Raw genomic sequence first — 17,578 nt, 5'->3', positions numbered from 1 at the left:
GTCCTCCGGGGGCGGTGCCCCCGGAGGACGCCGCCCGGCGGAGCCGTTCCCGCACCGAGGGTTAGTCGGGCCGTTACCGTCGGTTCAACCTCGGTTGCGAGCATCGACGGATGCAGCGCTCTGCCGCGAACCTCTCCACCGTGCCCGGTCAGTCCCGGACGCGGGAGAATAGGGGCATGGACGACAGCCCGCCCCTCGTCACCGCCGCCCAGCCCGCGCAGCCGGCTCAGCCGTCGGTGGGATCGATCGCCGCCCGCCGCCCGCACCCGGTGGCCCCCGCCATGCAGCGCACCGCCCAGCAGATCGACCCGGACATAGATGCCGACGCCGACGACTACGACGGGCAGGAGGCGGACGAAGAGCTGCCCCAGGGCCGCTTCCTCGACCGCGAGCGCAGCTGGCTGGCGTTCAACGAACGGGTGCTGGAGCTGGCCGAGGACCCGGCCACCCCGCTGCTGGAGCGCGCGAACTTCCTGGCGATCTTCGCCAGCAACCTGGACGAGTTCTTCATGGTGCGCGTCGCCGGCCTCAAGCGCCGTATCGCCACCGGCGTCGCCACCCGCTCCGCCTCCGGGCTGCAGCCCCGCGAGGTGCTGGACCTGATCTGGAACCGCTCGCGCGAGCTGATGGCGCGGCACGCCGCCTGCTTCCAGCAGGACGTGCAGCCGGCGCTGGCCGACCAGGGGATCCAGCTGATCCGCTGGGCCGACCTGGGCGAGAAGGAGCAGGCCCGGCTCTTCACCCTCTTCCGGCAGCAGATCTACCCGGTGCTCACGCCGCTGGCCGTCGACCCGGCGCACCCGTTCCCGTACATATCGGGACTCTCCCTCAACCTCGCGGTCGTCGTCCGCAACCCCGTCAGCGGCCACCGGCACTTCGCCCGCGTGAAGGTGCCGCCGCTGCTGCCGCGGTTCCTGGAGACCGCCACGGTCGGCGGCGCCCAGCGGTTCGTACCGCTGGAGGACGTCATCGCCGCCCACCTCGAAGACCTCTTCCCGGGCATGGAGATCCTCGCCCACCACACCTTCCGGGTCACCCGCAACGAGGACCTGGAGGTCGAGGAGGACGACACGGAGAACCTGCTGAAGGCCCTGGAGAAGGAGCTGATGCGGCGCCGCTTCGGGCCGCCGGTGCGGCTGGAGGTGGAGGAGTCCATCGACCCGTACGTGCTGGACCTGCTGGTGCGCGAGCTGAAGATCTCCGAGGCCGAGGTCTACCCGCTGCCCGGCCCGCTCGACCTCACCGGGCTCTTCGGGATCGCGACGCAGGACCGGCCGGAGCTGAAGTACCCGAAGTTCGTCGCGGGCACGCACCGCGACCTCGCCGAGGTCGAGTCGGCGTCCGCGCCCGACATCTTCGCGGCGCTGCGGGAGCGCGACGTGCTGCTGCACCACCCGTACGACTCCTTCTCCACCTCCGTCCAGGCGTTCCTGGAGCAGGCCGCGGCCGACCCGGACGTGCTGGCCATCAAGCAGACGCTGTACCGCACCTCCGGCGACTCGCCGATCGTCGACGCCCTGATCGACGCGGCGGAGAGCGGCAAGCAGGTGCTGGTGCTGGTGGAGCTGAAGGCGCGTTTCGACGAGCAGGCGAACATCAAGTGGGCGCGGAAGCTGGAGGAGGCGGGCTGCCATGTGGTGTACGGGCTCGTCGGGCTGAAGACGCACTGCAAGCTGTCGCTGGTCGTCCGGCAGGAGGGCGAGACCCTGCGCCGCTACAGCCACGTCGGCACCGGCAACTACCACCCCAAGACCGCCCGGCTCTACGAGGACCTGGGCCTGCTGACCGCCGACGCGAAGGTCGGCGCCGACCTCTCCGACCTCTTCAACCGGCTCTCCGGGTACTCGCGGCGGGAGAACTACCGCCGGCTGCTGGTCGCGCCGACGTCCGTGCGCGACGGCCTGGTCCAGCGGATCCACCGCGAGATCACCCACCACCGGGCCGGCCAGCCCGGGTACGTACGCATCAAGGTCAACTCGATCGTGGACGAGGCCGTCATCGACGCCTGCTACCGGGCGTCGATGGCGGGCGTGCCGGTCGACATCTGGGTGCGCGGCATCTGCGCGGTGCGGCCGGGGGTGGCGGGGCTGTCGGAGAACATCCGGGTACGCAGCGTCCTCGGCCGGTTCCTGGAGCACTCCCGGGTCTTCGCCTTCGGCAACGGGGGCGAGCCGGAGGTGTGGATCGGCAGCGCGGACATGATGCACCGCAACCTCGACCGGCGCATCGAGGCGCTGGTGCGGGTCGCGGACCCGGCGCACCGGGAGGCGCTGAACCGGCTGCTGGAGACGGGGATGTCCGGCGGCGTCGACTCCTGGCACCTGGACTCGAACGGGGACTGGACGCGCAACGTGGTGGACGACGAGGGCGCCCGGCTGGCGAACCTCCAGGAAATGCTCATCGACGCCCGGAGGCGCCGACGTGTCATCGCGGCATGAGGCATCCGTGACACCCCTTGTGTCAACCGCAGCCCCGCCCGGCGCGCCCGGCGGCGGTGCCCTCGCCGCGGGCGAGGTGCTGGCGCAGTACCTGAGCACGCAGGCGACGGAGCTGCTGCGCGGCCTGCGGGACCTGCGGGCGCAGGACGTGGGCGGCGAGGCGGGCCCGGCGGCGGCCGCGGGGATCGCGGGCGCGATCCACGACGCGGCGTTCCGCATCGCGGACGCGCTGGGGAGCTTCCGGCCTTTACTGGACGCGGAGTGGGCGGAGCGGCTGGAGACCGAGCTGTACTGGCTGGGCCACACGGTGATCCGCGAGCACGTGTACGCGGCGCGGCGGGACCGGCTGGTGGGCGCGCTGCGGAGGCTGTCGGGGGAGGAGGAGGCGCGCGACCTCGCGGTCGGCGACGGCGCGGGTTCCCTCGCGGGCGGCGCGGTGGACTGCGGTACGGGTGACGATCTCGCGGTCGGTGGTGCGGAGGGCCTCGCGGTCGGCGATGCGGACCGGGTCCGGCCCGCGCCCGGGCGGGTGGCCGCCGCCGGTGCGGGGCGTGCCGGGGTCGCCGCCGTGCCCGCCGGGCCCGCGGCAGGCGTGGCGCGGGCCGGGGCGTTGCTGGAGCGGCGGCTCGGGCTGGCGCGGAGCCGGGCGCACTCCGAGGCGCTGGACGCGCTGACGTCCGCGCGGTTCCACGCGCTCGCCGACGCCGTCGCGCTGCTCGTCTCCGACGCGCCGCTGACCGGCGCCGCCCGGCGGCCCGCCGCCGCGCTGCCGGAGCACCACGACGAGCTGCGCCGCGTGCTGACCTCCGCCGTCGCCGCGCTGCCGCTGGCCCGCGCCGGCCGCCCGTACAACGCCGCCGCCCTCGCCCGCGGCCTCGCCGCCCCCGGCCGCGCCGGCACGGGCACCGGCACCGGCGCCACCGCCGACGACCGCGACGACGCCCCCTGGCGGCACGTGCACGCCCTCGTCCGCCGCGCCCGGCACGCCGCGGAGATCCTGGCGGCGTGCCCGCCCGGCACCGTCCCCGTACGCCAACCAGGCCCACCGCTGCCCGCCGCGGGCGCCGCGCTCGACCGCGACCGCGAGGCCGCGGAGGCCGCCGCCGCTGCCGCCTCCGCCGCCGCGACCCCGCGCATCGCCCCCGCCACCGCCTACGCCCTCGGCGTCCTGCACGCCGACCAGCGCCACGAGGTGGAAGCCGCGCGCTTCACCTTCGGCAGGCTCTGGCAGACGAGAGGGGAGCAGGAATGAAGGAGCACCCGACCGAGATCCGCGCGGCCGGCTGCGTGCTGTGGCGCTCCGCACCGACCGCCGCCGGCGGGCTGGAGATCGCCCTCGTCCACAGGCCCAGGTACGATGACTGGTCCCATCCCAAGGGCAAGCTCAAGTCCGGCGAGGAACCGCTGGCCGCCGCGCTCCGCGAGGTCGCCGAGGAGACCGGCCTCGCCTGCGAGCCCGGCGCCCCGCTGCCCACGACCCGCTACCGCGTGGCCGACGGCCGGCCGAAGGAGGTCCGCTACTGGGCCGCGCGGGTACGCGGCGGCGCGTTCGTACCCAACGACGAGGTGGACCGTCTGGTCTGGCTGCCGCCGGCCGCGGCCCGTCGCACGCTGACCCACGGCCACGACCGCGCCCTCGTCGACGCGCTGCTGGCGGCGCTGCCCTCCGAGGCGGCCTGAGGAGACCCCCGGGGTCAGGACGCCGCGTACTGCCCGGCGAACTCGCCCGCCGCCGCGATCGGCGTGATCACGTCGACGAGGATCCCGTTCGGGTCCGCGACGATGAAGTGCCGCTGCCCGAAGTCCTCGCTGCGCAGCTCCAGCTCGGGCTTGAGCCCTTCGCGGACGACGAGCCGCTCCCACTCCGCGTCCACGTCCGCGACCTCGAAGTTGAGCAGCAGCCCCCGCGCGGGCGCGCGGTGGCCCTCGGGGACGGTCGGGTGGTCGGGGTCGAGCAGGGCCAGTTCGTACGGCGGGTCACCCGGCCGGCGCAGGCTCACGTACCAGTCGGCCTCGAAGGTCACCTCGAAGCCCATCAGCCGGACGTAGAAGTCCCGGGACTCGGTCAGCCGGCTCGTGCCGATCACGGGATAGAAACTGGTCAGCTGCATGGCCGACTCCCTTCACGTACCATCGGTATGTCAAGAACAGTAGTTCGCGTACCATTGGTACGTCAAATGGGAACGAGGTGCGCATGGCCGCGCGCGGCGGAAGCGGAGTCAGGGCGGAGCAGCGGGAGCAGACCAGGCGGGCGCTGCTGCGCGAGAGCCGGCGGCTGTTCGCGAGCCGCGGCTACGGGGCCGTGGGGCTGGCCGAGATCGTGCGCGCGTCCGGCGTGACGAAGGGCGCGCTGTACCACCACTTCGACGGCAAGGCAGACCTCTTCCGCGCGGTGCTGGAGGAGGTGCAGCAGGAGGTCGGCCGGCGGGTGGCGGAGGCCGCGGAGCGGCATGCGGACCCGTGGGGGCGACTGACCGCCGGCTGCCACGAGTTCCTGACCGCCAGCACCACCCCCGAGCTGCAGCGGATCATGCTGGTCGACGGGCCGGCGGTGCTGGGGTGGAGCGAGTGGCGGGCGATGGACGAGGCGGCGTCGGCGCGTCATCTGACGGAAGCGCTGACGGAGCTGGTGGCGGCGGGGGTCGTGGTGCGGCAGCCGGTGGCGCCGCTGGCGCATCTGCTGTCCGGCGCGATGAACGAGGCGGCGCTGTGGCTGGCGGCCGACGCCGCCCCGGACGATCTGGCCGACACCTGGGCGGCGTTGGAGCGGATGCTGAACTCGCTCCGTACTCCTACTCCTCCTCCTACTACTACTGATCGCGTTCGCGCGTCAGGTGCGTGAACGCCTCCAGGTTGCGCGTCGACTCCCCGCGCGACGTACGCCACGCGTACTCCTTACGGATAGCCGTCGCGAAACCCAGCTCCAGCAGCGTGTTGAAGCTGCCGTCCGCGTTCTCCAGCACCGTGCCCAGCACCCGGTCCAGCTCCTCCGGCGTCACCGCGGCCAGCGGCAGCCGGCCGACGAGGTAGATGTCGCCGAGCCGGTCGACGGCGAAGCTCACCCCGTACATCCGGGTGTTGCGCTCCAGCAGCCAGCGGTGGACGCCGGCCTCGTTCTCGTCGGGGTGGCGGATCACGAAGGCGTTGACCGACAGCGAGTGCCGGCCGACGATCAGCTGGCAGGTCGTCGACAGCTTCCGCGTGCCCGGGAGGGAGGCGACGTACGTGCCCTCCGCGGGCGACTCGTATTCGATCCCCGCCTCCCGGAGGGTGTCCTCGACGACCTTGCCCACGGTGTGCACGTTCGCTGCCTCAGCCATGCGGCGATCGTAGGCGAGGCCGTACGCCGCGGGGGCGCTCGGCGACCGCGGCGGCGTACACGTCGGCCGTCGCGCGGGCGGAGGCGTCCCAGCCGAAGCCCGCCGCGTGCCCCACCGCCGCCGCGCCCAGCCGGGCGCCCAGTCCCGGGTCGGCGGCGAGCCGCCCCAGCGCGGCGGCGAAGTCCGCCGGGTCGTGGCCCTCGACCAGATACCCCGTGACGCCGTCGCGCACCGCGACCGGCAGCCCGCCGACCGCCGCCGCCACCACCGGCGTCCCGCACGCCTGCGCCTCCAGCGCGACCAGCCCGAACGACTCGCTGTACGACGGCATCACCAGCACCGACGCCGCCCGGAACCAGCGCGCGAGCGACTCCTGTGCCACCGGCCGCTCAAACCGTACGACGTCGGAAATCCCCAGCCGCGCCGCCAGCTTCTGCAGCGCCTCCGGCTTGGCCAGCCCGCTGCCGCTCGGCCCGCCCACCACCGGCACCACAAGCCGCTCGCGCAGCGCCGGCTCCCGGTCGAGGAGCAGCGCGACGGCGCGCAGCAGCACGTCCGGGGCCTTGAGCGGCTGTATGCGGCCGGCGAACAGCGGCACGAAGGCGTCCTGCGGCAGCCCGAGCGCGGCACGGGCGGTGGCGCGGGCGTCGGCCCTGGCCGTGGCCGGGGCGCCGCCGGGGTGGAAGACGTCGAGGTTCACCCCGGGGCGGACGATGGCCACCCGGCCGGGGTCGGCGTCGTAGTGGTGGATCAGGTCGTGGGCCTCGTCGTCGGTGTTGGCGACGAGCCGGTCCGCGGCCCGTACGATCTGGCTCTCGCCGATCACGCGGGCGGGCGGCTCGGCGCTGTCGCCGGCGGCGAGGGCGGCGTTCTTGACCTTGGCCATGGTGTGCATGGCGTGCACCAGCGGCACGCCCCAGCGCTCGGCGGCGAGCCAGCCGACGTGGCCGGAGAGCCAGTAGTGGGAGTGGACGAGGTCGTAGTAGCCGGGGCGGTGGCTCGCCTCGGCCTGCATGACGCCGTGCGTGAACGCGCACAGCTGCGCGGGCAGATCCTCCTTGGCCAGCCCTTCGTACGGCCCGGCGGCCACGTGCCGTACGAGCACCCCGGGCGCCAGCTCCACGGCCGGGGGGAGGGCGGCGCTGGTGGCGCGGGTGAAGACCTCGACCTCGACGCCGATCTCGGCGAGCCGGCGGGCCAGCTCGACGATGTAGACGTTCATGCCGCCGGCGTCGCCGGTGCCGGGCTGGTGGAGGGGGGAGGTGTGCACGGAGAGCATCGCGACGCGACGTGGCCGGCGGTGGCGCGCGCGGGCGCGCAGCCGGGACAGGTGGTGATTCACGGCCGCTGGTCCTCCTCACACATCGCCGTCATCCCCTCCGTGAGGGGGTGAACACCGGGGGTGGCGGGTTCATTCCCGGCGAAGGCTGCGGCGGGGCGGGGCGGGGTCCGTTACGCGGCTGGGTTCCGGGTTGTGCGGGGGTGCCGGGCGGTGGGGGCGAGGGGTTGTTGTCGCCGGGAGCCGGAGTTCGGCGTGCGGGTTGCGCGGGGCCGTTGTCTGCCGCCGTCGGGTGCGGGCGGGGCGCCACCGGCCCCGGAGTGCTCGCGGGGCCTGCCCGGTGCCGGGTGCCGGGTGACCGCCGCGTCCGCGAAGCCGCGCCTGCCGCGGGCGCTACGCCGCCCACCCGCGCGGCGCCACCGCCGGCCAGGCCACCGTCAGCTCGCCCTGGCGCCAGCGCCCCGGGCCGTCCGTCAGCGGCCAGTCGCCCGACAGCGCGCTCGCCGTGCGGATCCAGCGCTGCCGCGCCCCCAGCGCCGCGTACGGGGCCGCCGTCGCCCACGCGCGGTCGAAGTCGCGCAGGAACGCGTACACCGGCTCCCCCGGGACGTTGCGGTGGATCAGCGCCTTCGGTAGCCGCTCCGCCAGGCCGGAGGGCGCGTCGAGGGTCGCGAGGCGGGCGGCGAAGGTGACGGTGCGCGGGCCCTCCGGGCCCAGCGCCACCCACACGTGCCGCCGCCCGGCCTCGTCGCACGTGCCCTCCACCAGCAGCCCGTCCGGGCCGAGCCGCCCCGTGAGCCGGTCCCACGCCGCCGGGACCTCCTCCTCGCCGTACTGCCGCAGCACGTTGGCCGCCCGGATCAGCGCCGGGCGGGCGCCGCCGGGGAGCGGGACCTCGAAGCCGCCGCGCCGGAACGTCAGCCCTTCGCGCTCGTACGGGCGCGCCGCCGCAACCCGCTCCGCGTCGATCTCCACGCCCGCGACCTCGGTCCGGGGGCATGCCGTACGGAGCCGTTCCAGCAGCTCGACGGCGGTCCACGGGGCGGCGCCGTAGCCGAGGTCGACGGCGAGGGCCCGGCCTTCGGCGCGGGCGGTGCGGCGTAGGGCGGGGCCGTGGGCGGCGGCGATCCAGCGGTCCATGCGGCGCAGCCGGTTGGGGTTGGTCGTCCCGCGGGTCGGCGACCCGACTGGCCGCGCGGGGCGCGCGGCGGGCGCGGGCCGCCCGGGCCGCTGCTGGGACGCCATGGGTCCAGCGTACGAGCCGGGCACCGGAGACCCGAGGGCCCGTACCGCCCGTGCAACGCCGCCGCCCTCGCCCGCGGGCTCGCCGCCCCCGGCCGCGCCGGCACGGGCACCGGCGCCACCGCCGCGCCCGGCACGCCGCGGAGGTCCTGGCGGCGTGCCCGCCCGGCACCGTCCCCGTACGCCCGCCGGGGCTGCCGCTGCCCGCCGCGGGCGCCGCGCTCGACCGCGACCCCGGCAGTGCCCGGCCGCGTCCCTGCCGCCTCCCGGCCCTCGCTCCGACACCCGCGGCGCCCGCGGCGACCCGCGGGCTCACGACCAGCGCGACCGTGAACGCCGCCACCACCCGCGCGGCCCTCGCAACCGGCAACAGCACACCGAGCGCTAGCCCGCCGCCCCGTACGCACCCTCGTCGTCCGCCTCGTCCACGAACACCGACCGGCCCGCGATCACCGCGACCAGCCCCGCCAACTCCCCCGCCTGCAGCGGGTTCAGGCTCGTACCGACGACCAGCAGCCCCAGGCCGCCCCCCACCGGCGTGGCCAACGCACCCGCGAGACCCACCTGCACGGGGTCCTCACCGACGCCCTCGGCCCCCGCCCCCGCCTCCGCCACCGCCGCCGTCGGCAGCGCCGGCTGCGCCACGAAGCCGAACCCCATCCCCATGTCCGTCGCGTACGCCTCCGTGTAGGCCGGCGCCACGCTGTAGTGCTCCGCGAACACCGACGTCATCAGCTTGCCCAGGTCCAGGTCCGACGGGCTCTCCGGCACCTCCACCACGCCCGCGAACACCAGCCACGCCGCCTGCTCCCCGCTGCTCGGCAGCGGCGCCGTGATGATGCCGTTCATCAGCACCCCGTCCGCGTACAGCACGTCGTGCCACGCCACCAGCGCGTCGGTGAACTGCTCCCGCCGCTCCGGCGCCGTCCGCGGGTACGTCAGCCGCACCAGCTCCGCGCAGCGGGCGCGGGTGGCCTCGCGGTCGCCGCCGTCGGCCATCAGGTCGAACCAGTCGTCCGGCGCGTACAGCTGGATCCGGCCGGGGGTCAGCGTGCCCATGGCGCCACCGTGTCCGTGTTCGTCAGCCCGCCGAAGTCCCAGGTGAGGAGCTTCCCGGCGGTGTCGATGGTGTCGTGTGAGCCCTCGGCGGTGAAGGCGTTGCCGGTCCAGGTGGTGAAGTACTGCCCGGTGCGCATGCCGAACTCGCGCATGCTCATGCTGTACGAGGAACTGCGCGCGAGCTGGAAGTAGCCCATCGGCAGCTCCATGGCCGGCAGCCGGCCGCCGAGCTGGGAGACCATCCGCGTCGGCTGGTTGCTGGCCTTCGCGGCGGCGAGGATCTCGTCGCCGAAGCGGGCGCCGAGCTTGCCGAGGCCGAAGCCGACGGCGTCGAGGATGACGTCCTTGGTGGCCAGCGCCTTGAGGAAGCTGCCGGTGGTGCCGACCGCGGAGAGGTAGTGCGCCACGAGCGCGACGCCCGCGAGCGCGAGCGAGGCGGCGCCGAGGAACTGCAGCCCGGGGACGAGCGCGAGGAGGCCGGTGATGGTGCTGAGCAGGCCGGCGATGTCGCCGAGCGTCTTGAAGAGCGGGGCCAGCTCCTTGAGCGTGCCCATCGGGTCCATGACGGCCTGTCCGATGGCCTCCAGCGCGCCGCCGACCGCGTCGCCGACCTTGTCCCAGAAGCCGGGCTCGTTGGGGGCGATGTCGAGGGCCCTCTGCAGCCGGGTGGCGGCTTCGCGGCCCTCCTGCTCGTAGTCGTCCTGCAGGCTGCGCGCGCGGCGGCGGACGTCGGCGAGCGGGTCCTCGTCGGACCCGGACCCGGAGCCGGACCCCGACCCCGAGCCCCGCTCACCCTCCTCGTCCTTCTTCTCCTCTTCCTTCTTCGCCTCCGCGTCCGCCGTCCGCTTCAGCTCCGCGGCCTCGTCCTCCAGCCGCAGCGCCGCCCGCTGCTGGCGGTCGATGTTCTCGGCCCAGTCGGTGAGGACCGTACGGGCCGTGGAGAAGGCGCTGTACGCGTCCTTGACCTTGGGCCGGAAGTCGTCGGCCAGCAGCGCCCGGAAGGCGTCGGCGGCCTTGCCGCGCCAGTCGCCCTCGTCGGCGCCCTCCAGGACCCGGCATATCTCGCCCAGCGCGTCGGAGGTGCGGCGGACGGTGGCGGCGGTGTCCTTGGCTATGTCGTAGTCGCCGGGGCAGGGCACGAAGCCCAGCGTCGGGAAGTCCGTGGTCGTGGGCGCGCTCACTTCTTCGCCGCCTCGGACAGTGCGGCCGCCAGGTCCTTGTCGAGGTCGGCGAAGCCCTTCTCGATCTGGTCGAGCGCCTCCACCGCACCCTTGGCGAATTTACGCAACTGCCCGAACCCGTACGACCACTCGTCGCCGAACTCGTCCATGCGCCGCTCCAGCGCACTCGCGCCCATGGCCTTGGCGTCCACGTCGGCCATCGCCTTGGCCGGCTTGTCCAGGACATCGCCGATATGGGCTAGGTTGTCGCGTACGCGCTTGAGCATCGCGTTGTCGATGTACAGGTCGGACACTGCGTCCCCCCTCGGACGGGAACGACGGGATCTACGAGGGGCTGACGCTACCTGTGTGACGCATGCGCTTGCCAGTTGGGTCGTCGGGAGATTCTTCAACGGCGTTTTCGGCCGACTCCGCGGCCGGCTCCGTGGCCGAATCCGCCACCTCCGCCACCGGGCCCGCCACTACCTCCACCACCGGGTCCTCCGTCGGCAGCCCGCGCATCAGCAGCGCGTACCCCGCCGCCGTCACCGTGCCCACCGCCGCGCACCCCGCCCACAGCCACCCCGCCCCGAAGGCGTCGATGACCCACCCGCCGAGCAGCGGGGCGCCGAGCGCGGCGACGGCCCAGGACATGGTGTACATGCCCTGGTACCGCCCGCGGGCGTGGACGGGGGAGAGGCGGACGACGATGCTGGTCTGCGTCGGTGCGTTGACGATCTCGGCGAGGGTCCAGACGCAGATGACGAGCGCGTGCGCGGCGACCGACCCGGCGAAGGCGTGGAGCCCGAACCCGTAGCCGGCCAGCAGTGAGGAGAAGACGAGCAGCCTCCCCGGGTCGCGGTGCTCGATGAGCCGGGTCACGGGTATCTGCAGGACGACTATCAGGACGCCGTTCATGGCGATGGCGAGCCCGAAGTCCGCGCTGGAGAAGCCCTGGTCGCCCATCGCCACGGGCAGCGAGACGTACGACTGCGTGAAGATGACCGAGATCAGGAACGACAGCCCGACGACCCCCATGAACCGCCCGTCGCGCACCACTGTGCCGATGCCCACGGAGTCCGCGGCGCCGTCCTCGGCGCCTGCGGGGCGTTCGGGGCGGGACTCGGGGAGCTTGACGAAGACGACGATCGCGCAGGTGAGGGTCAGGGCACCCTCGATGAGGAAGCCGGCCCGGTAGCTGTACTCGGCGATGAAGCCGGCGCCGGTGGCTGAGATGGCGAAGCCCAGGTTGATCGCCCAGTAGTTGAGCGAGAAGGCCCGTACCCGGTGCTCGGGCGGGACGATGTCCGCCATCATCGCCTGCACCGCGGGCCGGGAGGCGTTGGACGCCACGCCGACGGCGAAGGCGACGGCGGGGATGGCCGCGGGGTGGGTCGTGAAGCCGAGCGCGGTGACGGTCACGGCGGTGGCGGACTGCGCGAGCATCAGCGTGGGGCGGCGCCCGAGGCGGTCGGTGAGCACGCCGCCGCCGAGCGAGGCGAGCACGCCGCCGAGCCCGTAGAGGGCGGCGACCAGCCCGGCGTAGGAGGCGGAGTGGCCGCGCTCCTGCGTCAGGTACAGGGCCATGAAGGTGGCGACGAAGCCGCCGAGCCGGTTGATCAGCGTGGATGTCCACAGCCACCAGAACGCGCGGGGCAGCCCGGTGACGGTCTCGCGCACGGCGCGTCCGACGCGGGTGACGGGCACGGCGGGACCCCCCTGGATGTAAGTGGCGATGTAAGTGGTGCTGACGACAAGGGGATGTTACGAAGCGGGGTCACCGATACGCCACCGAATTGACGGCTGCCGTCAATCCGGGCCCGGGGGGTGGGGAGATACCCGCTCGATTAGGCTCGGAGCCATGGCCGACGCACCGTACAAGCTGATCCTCCTCCGCCACGGAGAGAGCGACTGGAACGCCAAGAACCTGTTCACCGGCTGGGTGGACGTGAACCTCACCGACAAGGGCGAGAAGGAGGCGGTACGCGGCGGCGAGCTGCTGCGCGAGGCGGGGCTGCTGCCGGACGTCGTCCACACCTCGCTGCTCAAGCGCGCCATCCGTACCGCCAACCTGTCGCTGGCCGCCTGCGACCGGCACTGGATCGACGTCCGGCGCTCCTGGCGGCTCAACGAGCGGCACTACGGCGCGCTGCAGGGCAAGGACAAGGCGCAGACGCTCGCCGAGTTCGGCGAGGAGCAGTTCATGACCTGGCGCCGCTCGTACGACACGCCCCCGCCGCCGATCGCCGACGACAGCGAGTTCTCGCAGGCGCACGACGCGCGCTACGCGCACATCCCCGGCGAGCTGCGACCGCGGACCGAGTGCCTGAAGGACGTGCTGGTGCGGGCCCTGCCGTACTGGTACGACAGCATCGTGCCGGACCTGCAGACCGGCCGGACGGTGCTGGTCGCCGCGCACGGCAACAGCCTGCGGGCGCTGGTCAAGCACCTCGACGGCATCTCCGACGAGGAGATCCCGGGGCTGAACATCCCCACCGGCATCCCGCTGGCGTACGAGCTGGACGGCGACCTGCGCCCGGTCGCCAGGGGCGGCACGTACCTCGACCCGGAGGCCGCCGCCTCGGCGATCAAGGCCGTGGCGAACCAGGGCAAAAAGTAGCGGGACACCTCGTACGTACACCGCAGCCCCTGCCCGGCATCGTCAGGGCAGGGGCTGCGGGAGTCTTTCGCCGCAGGCGCAGGCGCAGGCGCAGGCGCAGGCCGCGGGCTCAGCCGCAGCTGCCGCCGCAGCTGCACCCGCCTCCGGACTGGCACCCGCAGGAGCAGCCGGAGCCGCACCCGCAGGAACTCAGGCGCGGCAGGGGGGTCATCTTGGGGCGCAGCCGCGGCGGCGGTGCCGTGGTGCGCGGTTCGGGACGGGTGCGGGAGGTGAACTCTTCCGGCACGGGGACCTCCTAGCAGGGGTGTTCCCTTCCACCGGGAGGCTGCCCCGGTCGCCGGGGCGCACATGCGGGCGCGCGGATGCATCGTCGGCCGTCGCGAGCCCGTACGCCCCGAGCGTCGCGCCCGGCGCGTGAGCCGCCCCCGGACGCGCCCGGCGCGCGCGGGCTGCGTGCGCCCGCGCCCCCTCGGCTACGCCCCTACGCGCCTACGCCCTACGCACGACGCCCCTACGCGCCTTCGACGGGAGCCGTCGCGCTCAGCTCGTCGGCGTGCTCCCCGGTCACCAGGTACACCACCCGGCCCGCGCAGGAGACGGCGTGGTCGGCGAAGCGCTCGTAGTAGCGGCCGATCAGCGTCACGTCCACGGCGGTCTCGATGCCGTGCTTCCAGCGGTCGTCCATCAGGCGCTGGAAGATCTTGCGGTGCAGGTAGTCCATCCGGTCGTCGTCCTGCTCCAGCTCCAGCGCCAGGTCGACGTTCTTGGTGGTGATGACCTCCGCGGTCTTGGCCATCAGCCGCTGCGCGAGCTGCCCCATCTCCAGGACGGTGGCGTGCAGGTCGTCCGGGATGCAGCGGCCGGGGTAGCGCAGCCGGGCCAGCTTGGCGACGTGCTTCGCGAGGTCGCCGGCGCGCTCCAGGTCGGCGCTCATCCGCAGCGAGGTCACCACGATGCGCAGGTCGGTGGCCACGGGCTGCTGCCGGGCGAGCAGCTGGATGGCCCGCGTCTCCAGCTCGCGCTGCAGGTCGTCCACCTTCTCGTCGCCCGCGATCACGCTCTCGGCGAGCTGCAGGTCGGCGTCGAGCAGCGCTGCCGTGGCACGGCCCATGGCGGAGCCGACCAGCCGGGCCATGTCGACCAGGCCCTCGCCGATCGAGTCGAGCTCCTCGTGGTAAGAGTCGCGCATCCCAGTCCCGTCCATCCTCTTTGCCGATTTATGCAGCATCCACCATGCAGGGGACGATGCGCCACTTAGTGAATCGAGACCGACCTGAGAGTGAACTCTTGGCGACCAGTGTTCGAGACGGCACCCGGATGGCTGTGGAAGGAACCCACATGGTGCCTAACCTGGAGTCATGGACGTGAACGCGGCGGTCGCCGCGGCGGCAGCGCTCGCCGGGTTGTGCACCGGTGTGATCGCCGTGCTCGCGTTCCGGTGGAGCGAGCGTGAGCAGACCAGGCCCACGCGCACCTCGCTGCACACCGACGCGGTCCTGCCGCCCGGCGTGGACACCGTGCTCTCCGTCCTGCGCTCCTCCGCCGTCGTGCTCGATGAGGCCGACGCCGTGGTCAAGGCCAGCTCCGCGGCGTACGCCCTGGGGCTGGTGCGCGGCGGCCGGCTGGCCGTGGAGCCGATGCTCGCCATGGCCCGCGACACCCGGCGCGACGGCGAGATACGGCAGGTCGAGCTGGACCTGCCCCGGCGCAGCGGCCGTATCGCTTCCGGAGGAGGCGCGCTGGCGGTCTCCGCCCGCGTCGCACCGCTCGGCTCCCGGCTCGTCCTGCTGCTGGTCGAGGACATGACCGAGGCCCGCCGCATCGAGGCCGTACGCCGCGACTTCGTCGCGAACGTCAGCCACGAGCTGAAGACCCCGGTCGGCGCGCTGTCCCTGCTCTCCGAGGCGGTCATGGACGCCGCCGACGACCCCGAGGCGGTGGAGCGCTTCGCCGGCCGCATGCAGGGCGAGGCGACCCGGCTGACCAGCCTCGTGCAGGAGCTGATCGACCTCTCCCGGGTGCAGAACGACGACCCGCTGGAGGACGCCGAGCCGGTACGGGTCGACGAGCTGGTCGCGGAGGCCATAGAACGCTGCCGGCAGCAGGCCGGCGCGAAGCAGATCACCATCGCCACGGGCGGCACGGCCGGGCTCCACGTCTGGGGCAACCGCGGCCAGCTCGCGGCGGCGCTGGGCAACCTGGTGGAGAACGCCGTGAACTACAGCCCCGCCCGTACCCGGGTCGGCATCGCGGCCCGCCGGATGCCCGCCACGGGCGGGGACCTCATCGAGATCACGGTCACCGACCAGGGGATCGGCATCTCCGAGAAAGACCGCGAACGGATCTTCGAGCGCTTCTACCGGGTCGACCCGGCGCGCTCGCGGGCCACCGGCGGGACCGGGCTCGGTCTCGCCATCGTCAAGCACGTGGCCGCCTCGCACGGCGGGGAGGTCACGGTGTGGAGCGCTGAGGGCCAGGGCTCCACCTTCACTCTGCGGCTACCCGAGGCCGCACGTCCGAAGAGCGGCCGGCACGACACCGGCCGCAGCGGAGCTCTCATCGGCCCGGAGGACCTCGACGGCGAGGACCGGCTCCGGTTCGGCGGGACCGACGCGTCAGACACAGCTCCGGAGGTCATCCCGTGACCCGCGTGCCCACCGCCCGGCGCGGCCCCACCCCTCGCCGCGCGGCCCCCTCGTCCCCTTCAACCGTGTCCTGTCCGTCCACCTCGGAGGTCAGAGCGTGACCCGGGTTCTCGTCGTCGAGGACGAAGAATCGTTCAGCGACGCACTGTCGTACATGCTCCGCAAGGAGGGCTTCGAGGTGGCCGTGGCCACCACGGGCCCCGAGGCGCTCGACGACTTCGACCGCAACGGCGCCGACCTGGTGCTGCTGGACCTCATGCTGCCGGGGCTGCCCGGCACGGAGGTGTGCCGCCAGCTGCGCGGTCGGTCCAACGTTCCGGTCATCATGGTGACCGCCAAGGACAGTGAGATCGACAAGGTCGTCGGGCTGGAAATAGGAGCCGACGACTACGTGACGAAGCCCTTCTCCTCCCGGGAGCTGGTCGCCCGGATCCGCGCGGTCCTGCGCCGCCGCGGCGAGCCGGAGGAGGCGGAGCCGGCGGCCCTGGAGGTGGGCCCGGTACGGATGGACGTCGACCGGCACGTGGTGACGGTCGCCGGCGACAAGGTCGACCTGCCGCTGAAGGAGTTCGACCTGCTGGAGATGCTGTTGCGCAACGCCGGCCGGGTGCTGACCCGGATGCAGCTCATCGACCGGGTCTGGGGCGCGGACTACGTCGGCGACACCAAGACGCTCGACGTCCACGTGAAGCGGCTGCGCGCGAAGATCGAGCCGGACCCGGGCGCGCCGCGGTTTCTGGTGACGGTCCGGGGGCTGGGCTACAAGTTCGAGCCGTAAGCCCCCTTGGCCCCGTAAGCCCGGCCGGTGCGGCGGGGTGCGGGTCCCGTCGTACGAAGGAACGCCCCGGCCCCGGCGCGCATCCGCGCCGGGGCACCGGTGCGTACCCGCTTACTGCTCGGCGACCGGGCTGTCCGAGGGCGACGCCTCATCGGTGCCCGGGGCGCCTTCGGCGGCGTCGGCGTCCGGGGACGTAGCGGCGTCCGGGGACGCCTCCGCGTCCGGGGACGTTGAGGCGTCCGCGGCGTCCGTGCCCGCGTCCTCGCCGGGCTCGGCGTCCGGGGAGGACGTCCCGGTCTCCAGCGGGCTCGGGGACTCGGTCGCGGCGAATTCCGCGTACTGGTCGTCGTCCCCGACGACGAACGCGGCGAGCCGCACCTCGCCCTCCTCGCTGAACTCGAAGGAGAGCTTCTTCGTCGCGCCGTGGCCGGCGTCGTGCCCGTCGGGCAGCACCGCGGAGGCGTTGCCCTCGCCGCCCAGCATCACCGCGCCGCCCGCCGGCACGACCACGCCGCCCCGGCCGTTCTCACCGGCCAGCACCAGCTCCTCACCGCTGTCCGCGAGCGTCAGCCGGTCCAGCGTCTGGTCCCGGTCGCCGTTGTTGAAGATGCGGGCGGAGACCGCGGCCGGCCCCACCGTGTCCTCCGGCGGCGTGATCACCACGGCGTTCTGGACCCGGATGTCGCCGGCGGTGACACGCGCGTTGTCGGGGTTGATCTTCAGGGTCTCGGCGTTGTTGCCCGCACCGCACGCGGTGAGGACGGCGAGCGAGAGAGCGAGGGCGGTCGCGGCGAGCGTGCCGCGTCGAATGCTGCTGCTGCTCACGGCGGCGGCATCTCCTTGGACGTGAGGGCCGGTTCGGCTTGCTTGCGGTGGGTGGCGGTGCTGGAGGAACAGTACCGACCCCCCTCTGAGCGCACGGACCCGACCCGCCCTCTCCCGCCCGCCCGCGCGCGCCTCGCTCACGCCCGCGCGTACGGTCGTGCTAATCCCCGGCAATATCTGCGCGGGAAGCGGTGTTGGAAGACGCGGGGGAA

Annotated in this window: 17 protein-coding genes; 7 read left to right on the top strand and 10 right to left on the bottom strand. The window is 73.7% G+C overall.

The features are described 5' to 3' along the window. Positions 1 to 176: 176 nt before the first annotated feature. From T328_RS32740 to T328_RS32730, 3 genes are read left to right on the top strand one after another with little or no spacing between them, the layout of a single operon-like run. A complete protein-coding gene (locus tag T328_RS32740) occupies positions 177 to 2,438 on the top strand; it encodes an RNA degradosome polyphosphate kinase (protein ID WP_496499874.1) in 2,262 nt (753 codons plus the stop codon). Between the two features lie 19 nt (positions 2,439 to 2,457). Further along, entirely contained in the window at positions 2,458 to 3,690 is a 1,233-nt protein-coding gene (locus T328_RS32735) for a hypothetical protein (RefSeq protein ID WP_496499873.1), read from the top strand. Further along, positions 3,687 to 4,118: an NUDIX hydrolase gene (locus T328_RS32730; RefSeq protein ID WP_496499872.1), complete on the top strand. Its 432-nt coding sequence runs from the start codon at positions 3,687 to 3,689 to the stop codon at positions 4,116 to 4,118. The genes T328_RS32735 and T328_RS32730 overlap by 4 nt, the downstream gene beginning before the upstream one ends. A gap of 14 nt (positions 4,119 to 4,132) precedes the next feature. On the opposite strand, the gene T328_RS32725 is transcribed toward T328_RS32730, so the two are convergent. Next, positions 4,133 to 4,549 (bottom strand): VOC family protein, encoded by a 417-nt coding sequence (locus tag T328_RS32725; protein WP_496499871.1) that lies wholly within the window; start codon positions 4,547 to 4,549, stop codon positions 4,133 to 4,135. A gap of 83 nt (positions 4,550 to 4,632) precedes the next feature. On the opposite strand from T328_RS32725, the gene T328_RS32720 reads away from it, so the two are divergent. After that, complete coding sequence (locus tag T328_RS32720; protein ID WP_496499870.1) at positions 4,633 to 5,280, top strand: TetR/AcrR family transcriptional regulator; 648 nt, start codon at positions 4,633 to 4,635, stop codon at positions 5,278 to 5,280. On the opposite strand, the gene T328_RS32715 is transcribed toward T328_RS32720, so the two are convergent. The 7 genes from T328_RS32715 to T328_RS32685 form a co-directional block, all read right to left on the bottom strand. After that, on the bottom strand, positions 5,249 to 5,758 hold the full coding sequence (locus T328_RS32715; protein WP_496499869.1) for a type III secretion system chaperone family protein: 510 nt from the start codon (positions 5,756 to 5,758) through the stop codon (positions 5,249 to 5,251). The genes T328_RS32720 and T328_RS32715 overlap by 32 nt on opposite strands. Next, entirely contained in the window at positions 5,751 to 7,100 is a 1,350-nt protein-coding gene (gene mshA / locus T328_RS32710) for a D-inositol-3-phosphate glycosyltransferase (RefSeq protein ID WP_496499868.1), read from the bottom strand. Before mshA ends, T328_RS32715 begins: the two co-directional genes overlap by 8 nt. A gap of 330 nt (positions 7,101 to 7,430) precedes the next feature. Next, on the bottom strand, positions 7,431 to 8,282 hold the full coding sequence (locus tag T328_RS32705) for a class I SAM-dependent methyltransferase (RefSeq protein ID WP_496499867.1): 852 nt from the start codon (positions 8,280 to 8,282) through the stop codon (positions 7,431 to 7,433). Between the two features lie 381 nt (positions 8,283 to 8,663). Continuing rightward, positions 8,664 to 9,338, bottom strand: coding sequence for a hypothetical protein (locus T328_RS32700; RefSeq protein WP_496499866.1), 675 nt, complete (start codon positions 9,336 to 9,338; stop codon positions 8,664 to 8,666). Next, on the bottom strand, positions 9,326 to 10,519 hold the full coding sequence (locus T328_RS32695; RefSeq protein ID WP_496499865.1) for a putative T7SS-secreted protein: 1,194 nt from the start codon (positions 10,517 to 10,519) through the stop codon (positions 9,326 to 9,328). The genes T328_RS32700 and T328_RS32695 overlap by 13 nt, the downstream gene beginning before the upstream one ends. Continuing rightward, complete coding sequence (locus T328_RS32690; RefSeq protein WP_496499864.1) at positions 10,516 to 10,812, bottom strand: hypothetical protein; 297 nt, start codon at positions 10,810 to 10,812, stop codon at positions 10,516 to 10,518. The genes T328_RS32695 and T328_RS32690 overlap by 4 nt, the downstream gene beginning before the upstream one ends. 31 nt (positions 10,813 to 10,843) lie before the next feature. Beyond that, positions 10,844 to 12,205 (bottom strand): MDR family MFS transporter, encoded by a 1,362-nt coding sequence (locus tag T328_RS32685; protein WP_496499863.1) that lies wholly within the window; start codon positions 12,203 to 12,205, stop codon positions 10,844 to 10,846. 154 nt (positions 12,206 to 12,359) lie between these two features. Here T328_RS32685 and T328_RS32680 point away from each other — a divergent pair, with 154 nt between their 5' ends. Further along, the gene (locus T328_RS32680) at positions 12,360 to 13,118 is read left to right on the top strand and encodes a phosphoglyceromutase (protein WP_496499862.1); all 759 of its coding nucleotides are present in this window, start codon (positions 12,360 to 12,362) and stop codon (positions 13,116 to 13,118) included. A 511-nt stretch (positions 13,119 to 13,629) separates the two neighbouring features. On the opposite strand, the gene phoU is transcribed toward T328_RS32680, so the two are convergent. Then, positions 13,630 to 14,307, bottom strand: coding sequence for a phosphate signaling complex protein PhoU (gene phoU, locus T328_RS32675; protein WP_496499861.1), 678 nt, complete (start codon positions 14,305 to 14,307; stop codon positions 13,630 to 13,632). A gap of 169 nt (positions 14,308 to 14,476) precedes the next feature. Here phoU and phoR point away from each other — a divergent pair, with 169 nt between their 5' ends. Next, positions 14,477 to 15,763, top strand: coding sequence for a two-component system sensor histidine kinase PhoR (gene phoR / locus T328_RS32670; RefSeq protein ID WP_496499860.1), 1,287 nt, complete (start codon positions 14,477 to 14,479; stop codon positions 15,761 to 15,763). Between the two features lie 97 nt (positions 15,764 to 15,860). Next, on the top strand, positions 15,861 to 16,541 hold the full coding sequence (gene phoP, locus T328_RS32665) for a two-component system response regulator PhoP (RefSeq protein WP_496499859.1): 681 nt from the start codon (positions 15,861 to 15,863) through the stop codon (positions 16,539 to 16,541). A 111-nt stretch (positions 16,542 to 16,652) separates the two neighbouring features. Here the strand turns inward: phoP and T328_RS32660 are convergent, their stop codons facing one another. After that, a complete protein-coding gene (locus T328_RS32660) occupies positions 16,653 to 17,366 on the bottom strand; it encodes a hypothetical protein (RefSeq protein WP_496499858.1) in 714 nt (237 codons plus the stop codon). Between the last annotated feature and the right edge of the window lie 212 nt (positions 17,367 to 17,578).

It is taken from the genome of Streptomyces sp. CNX435 (genome assembly GCF_059570575.1).
This window is presented reverse-complemented; position numbering and strand designations above follow the sequence as displayed.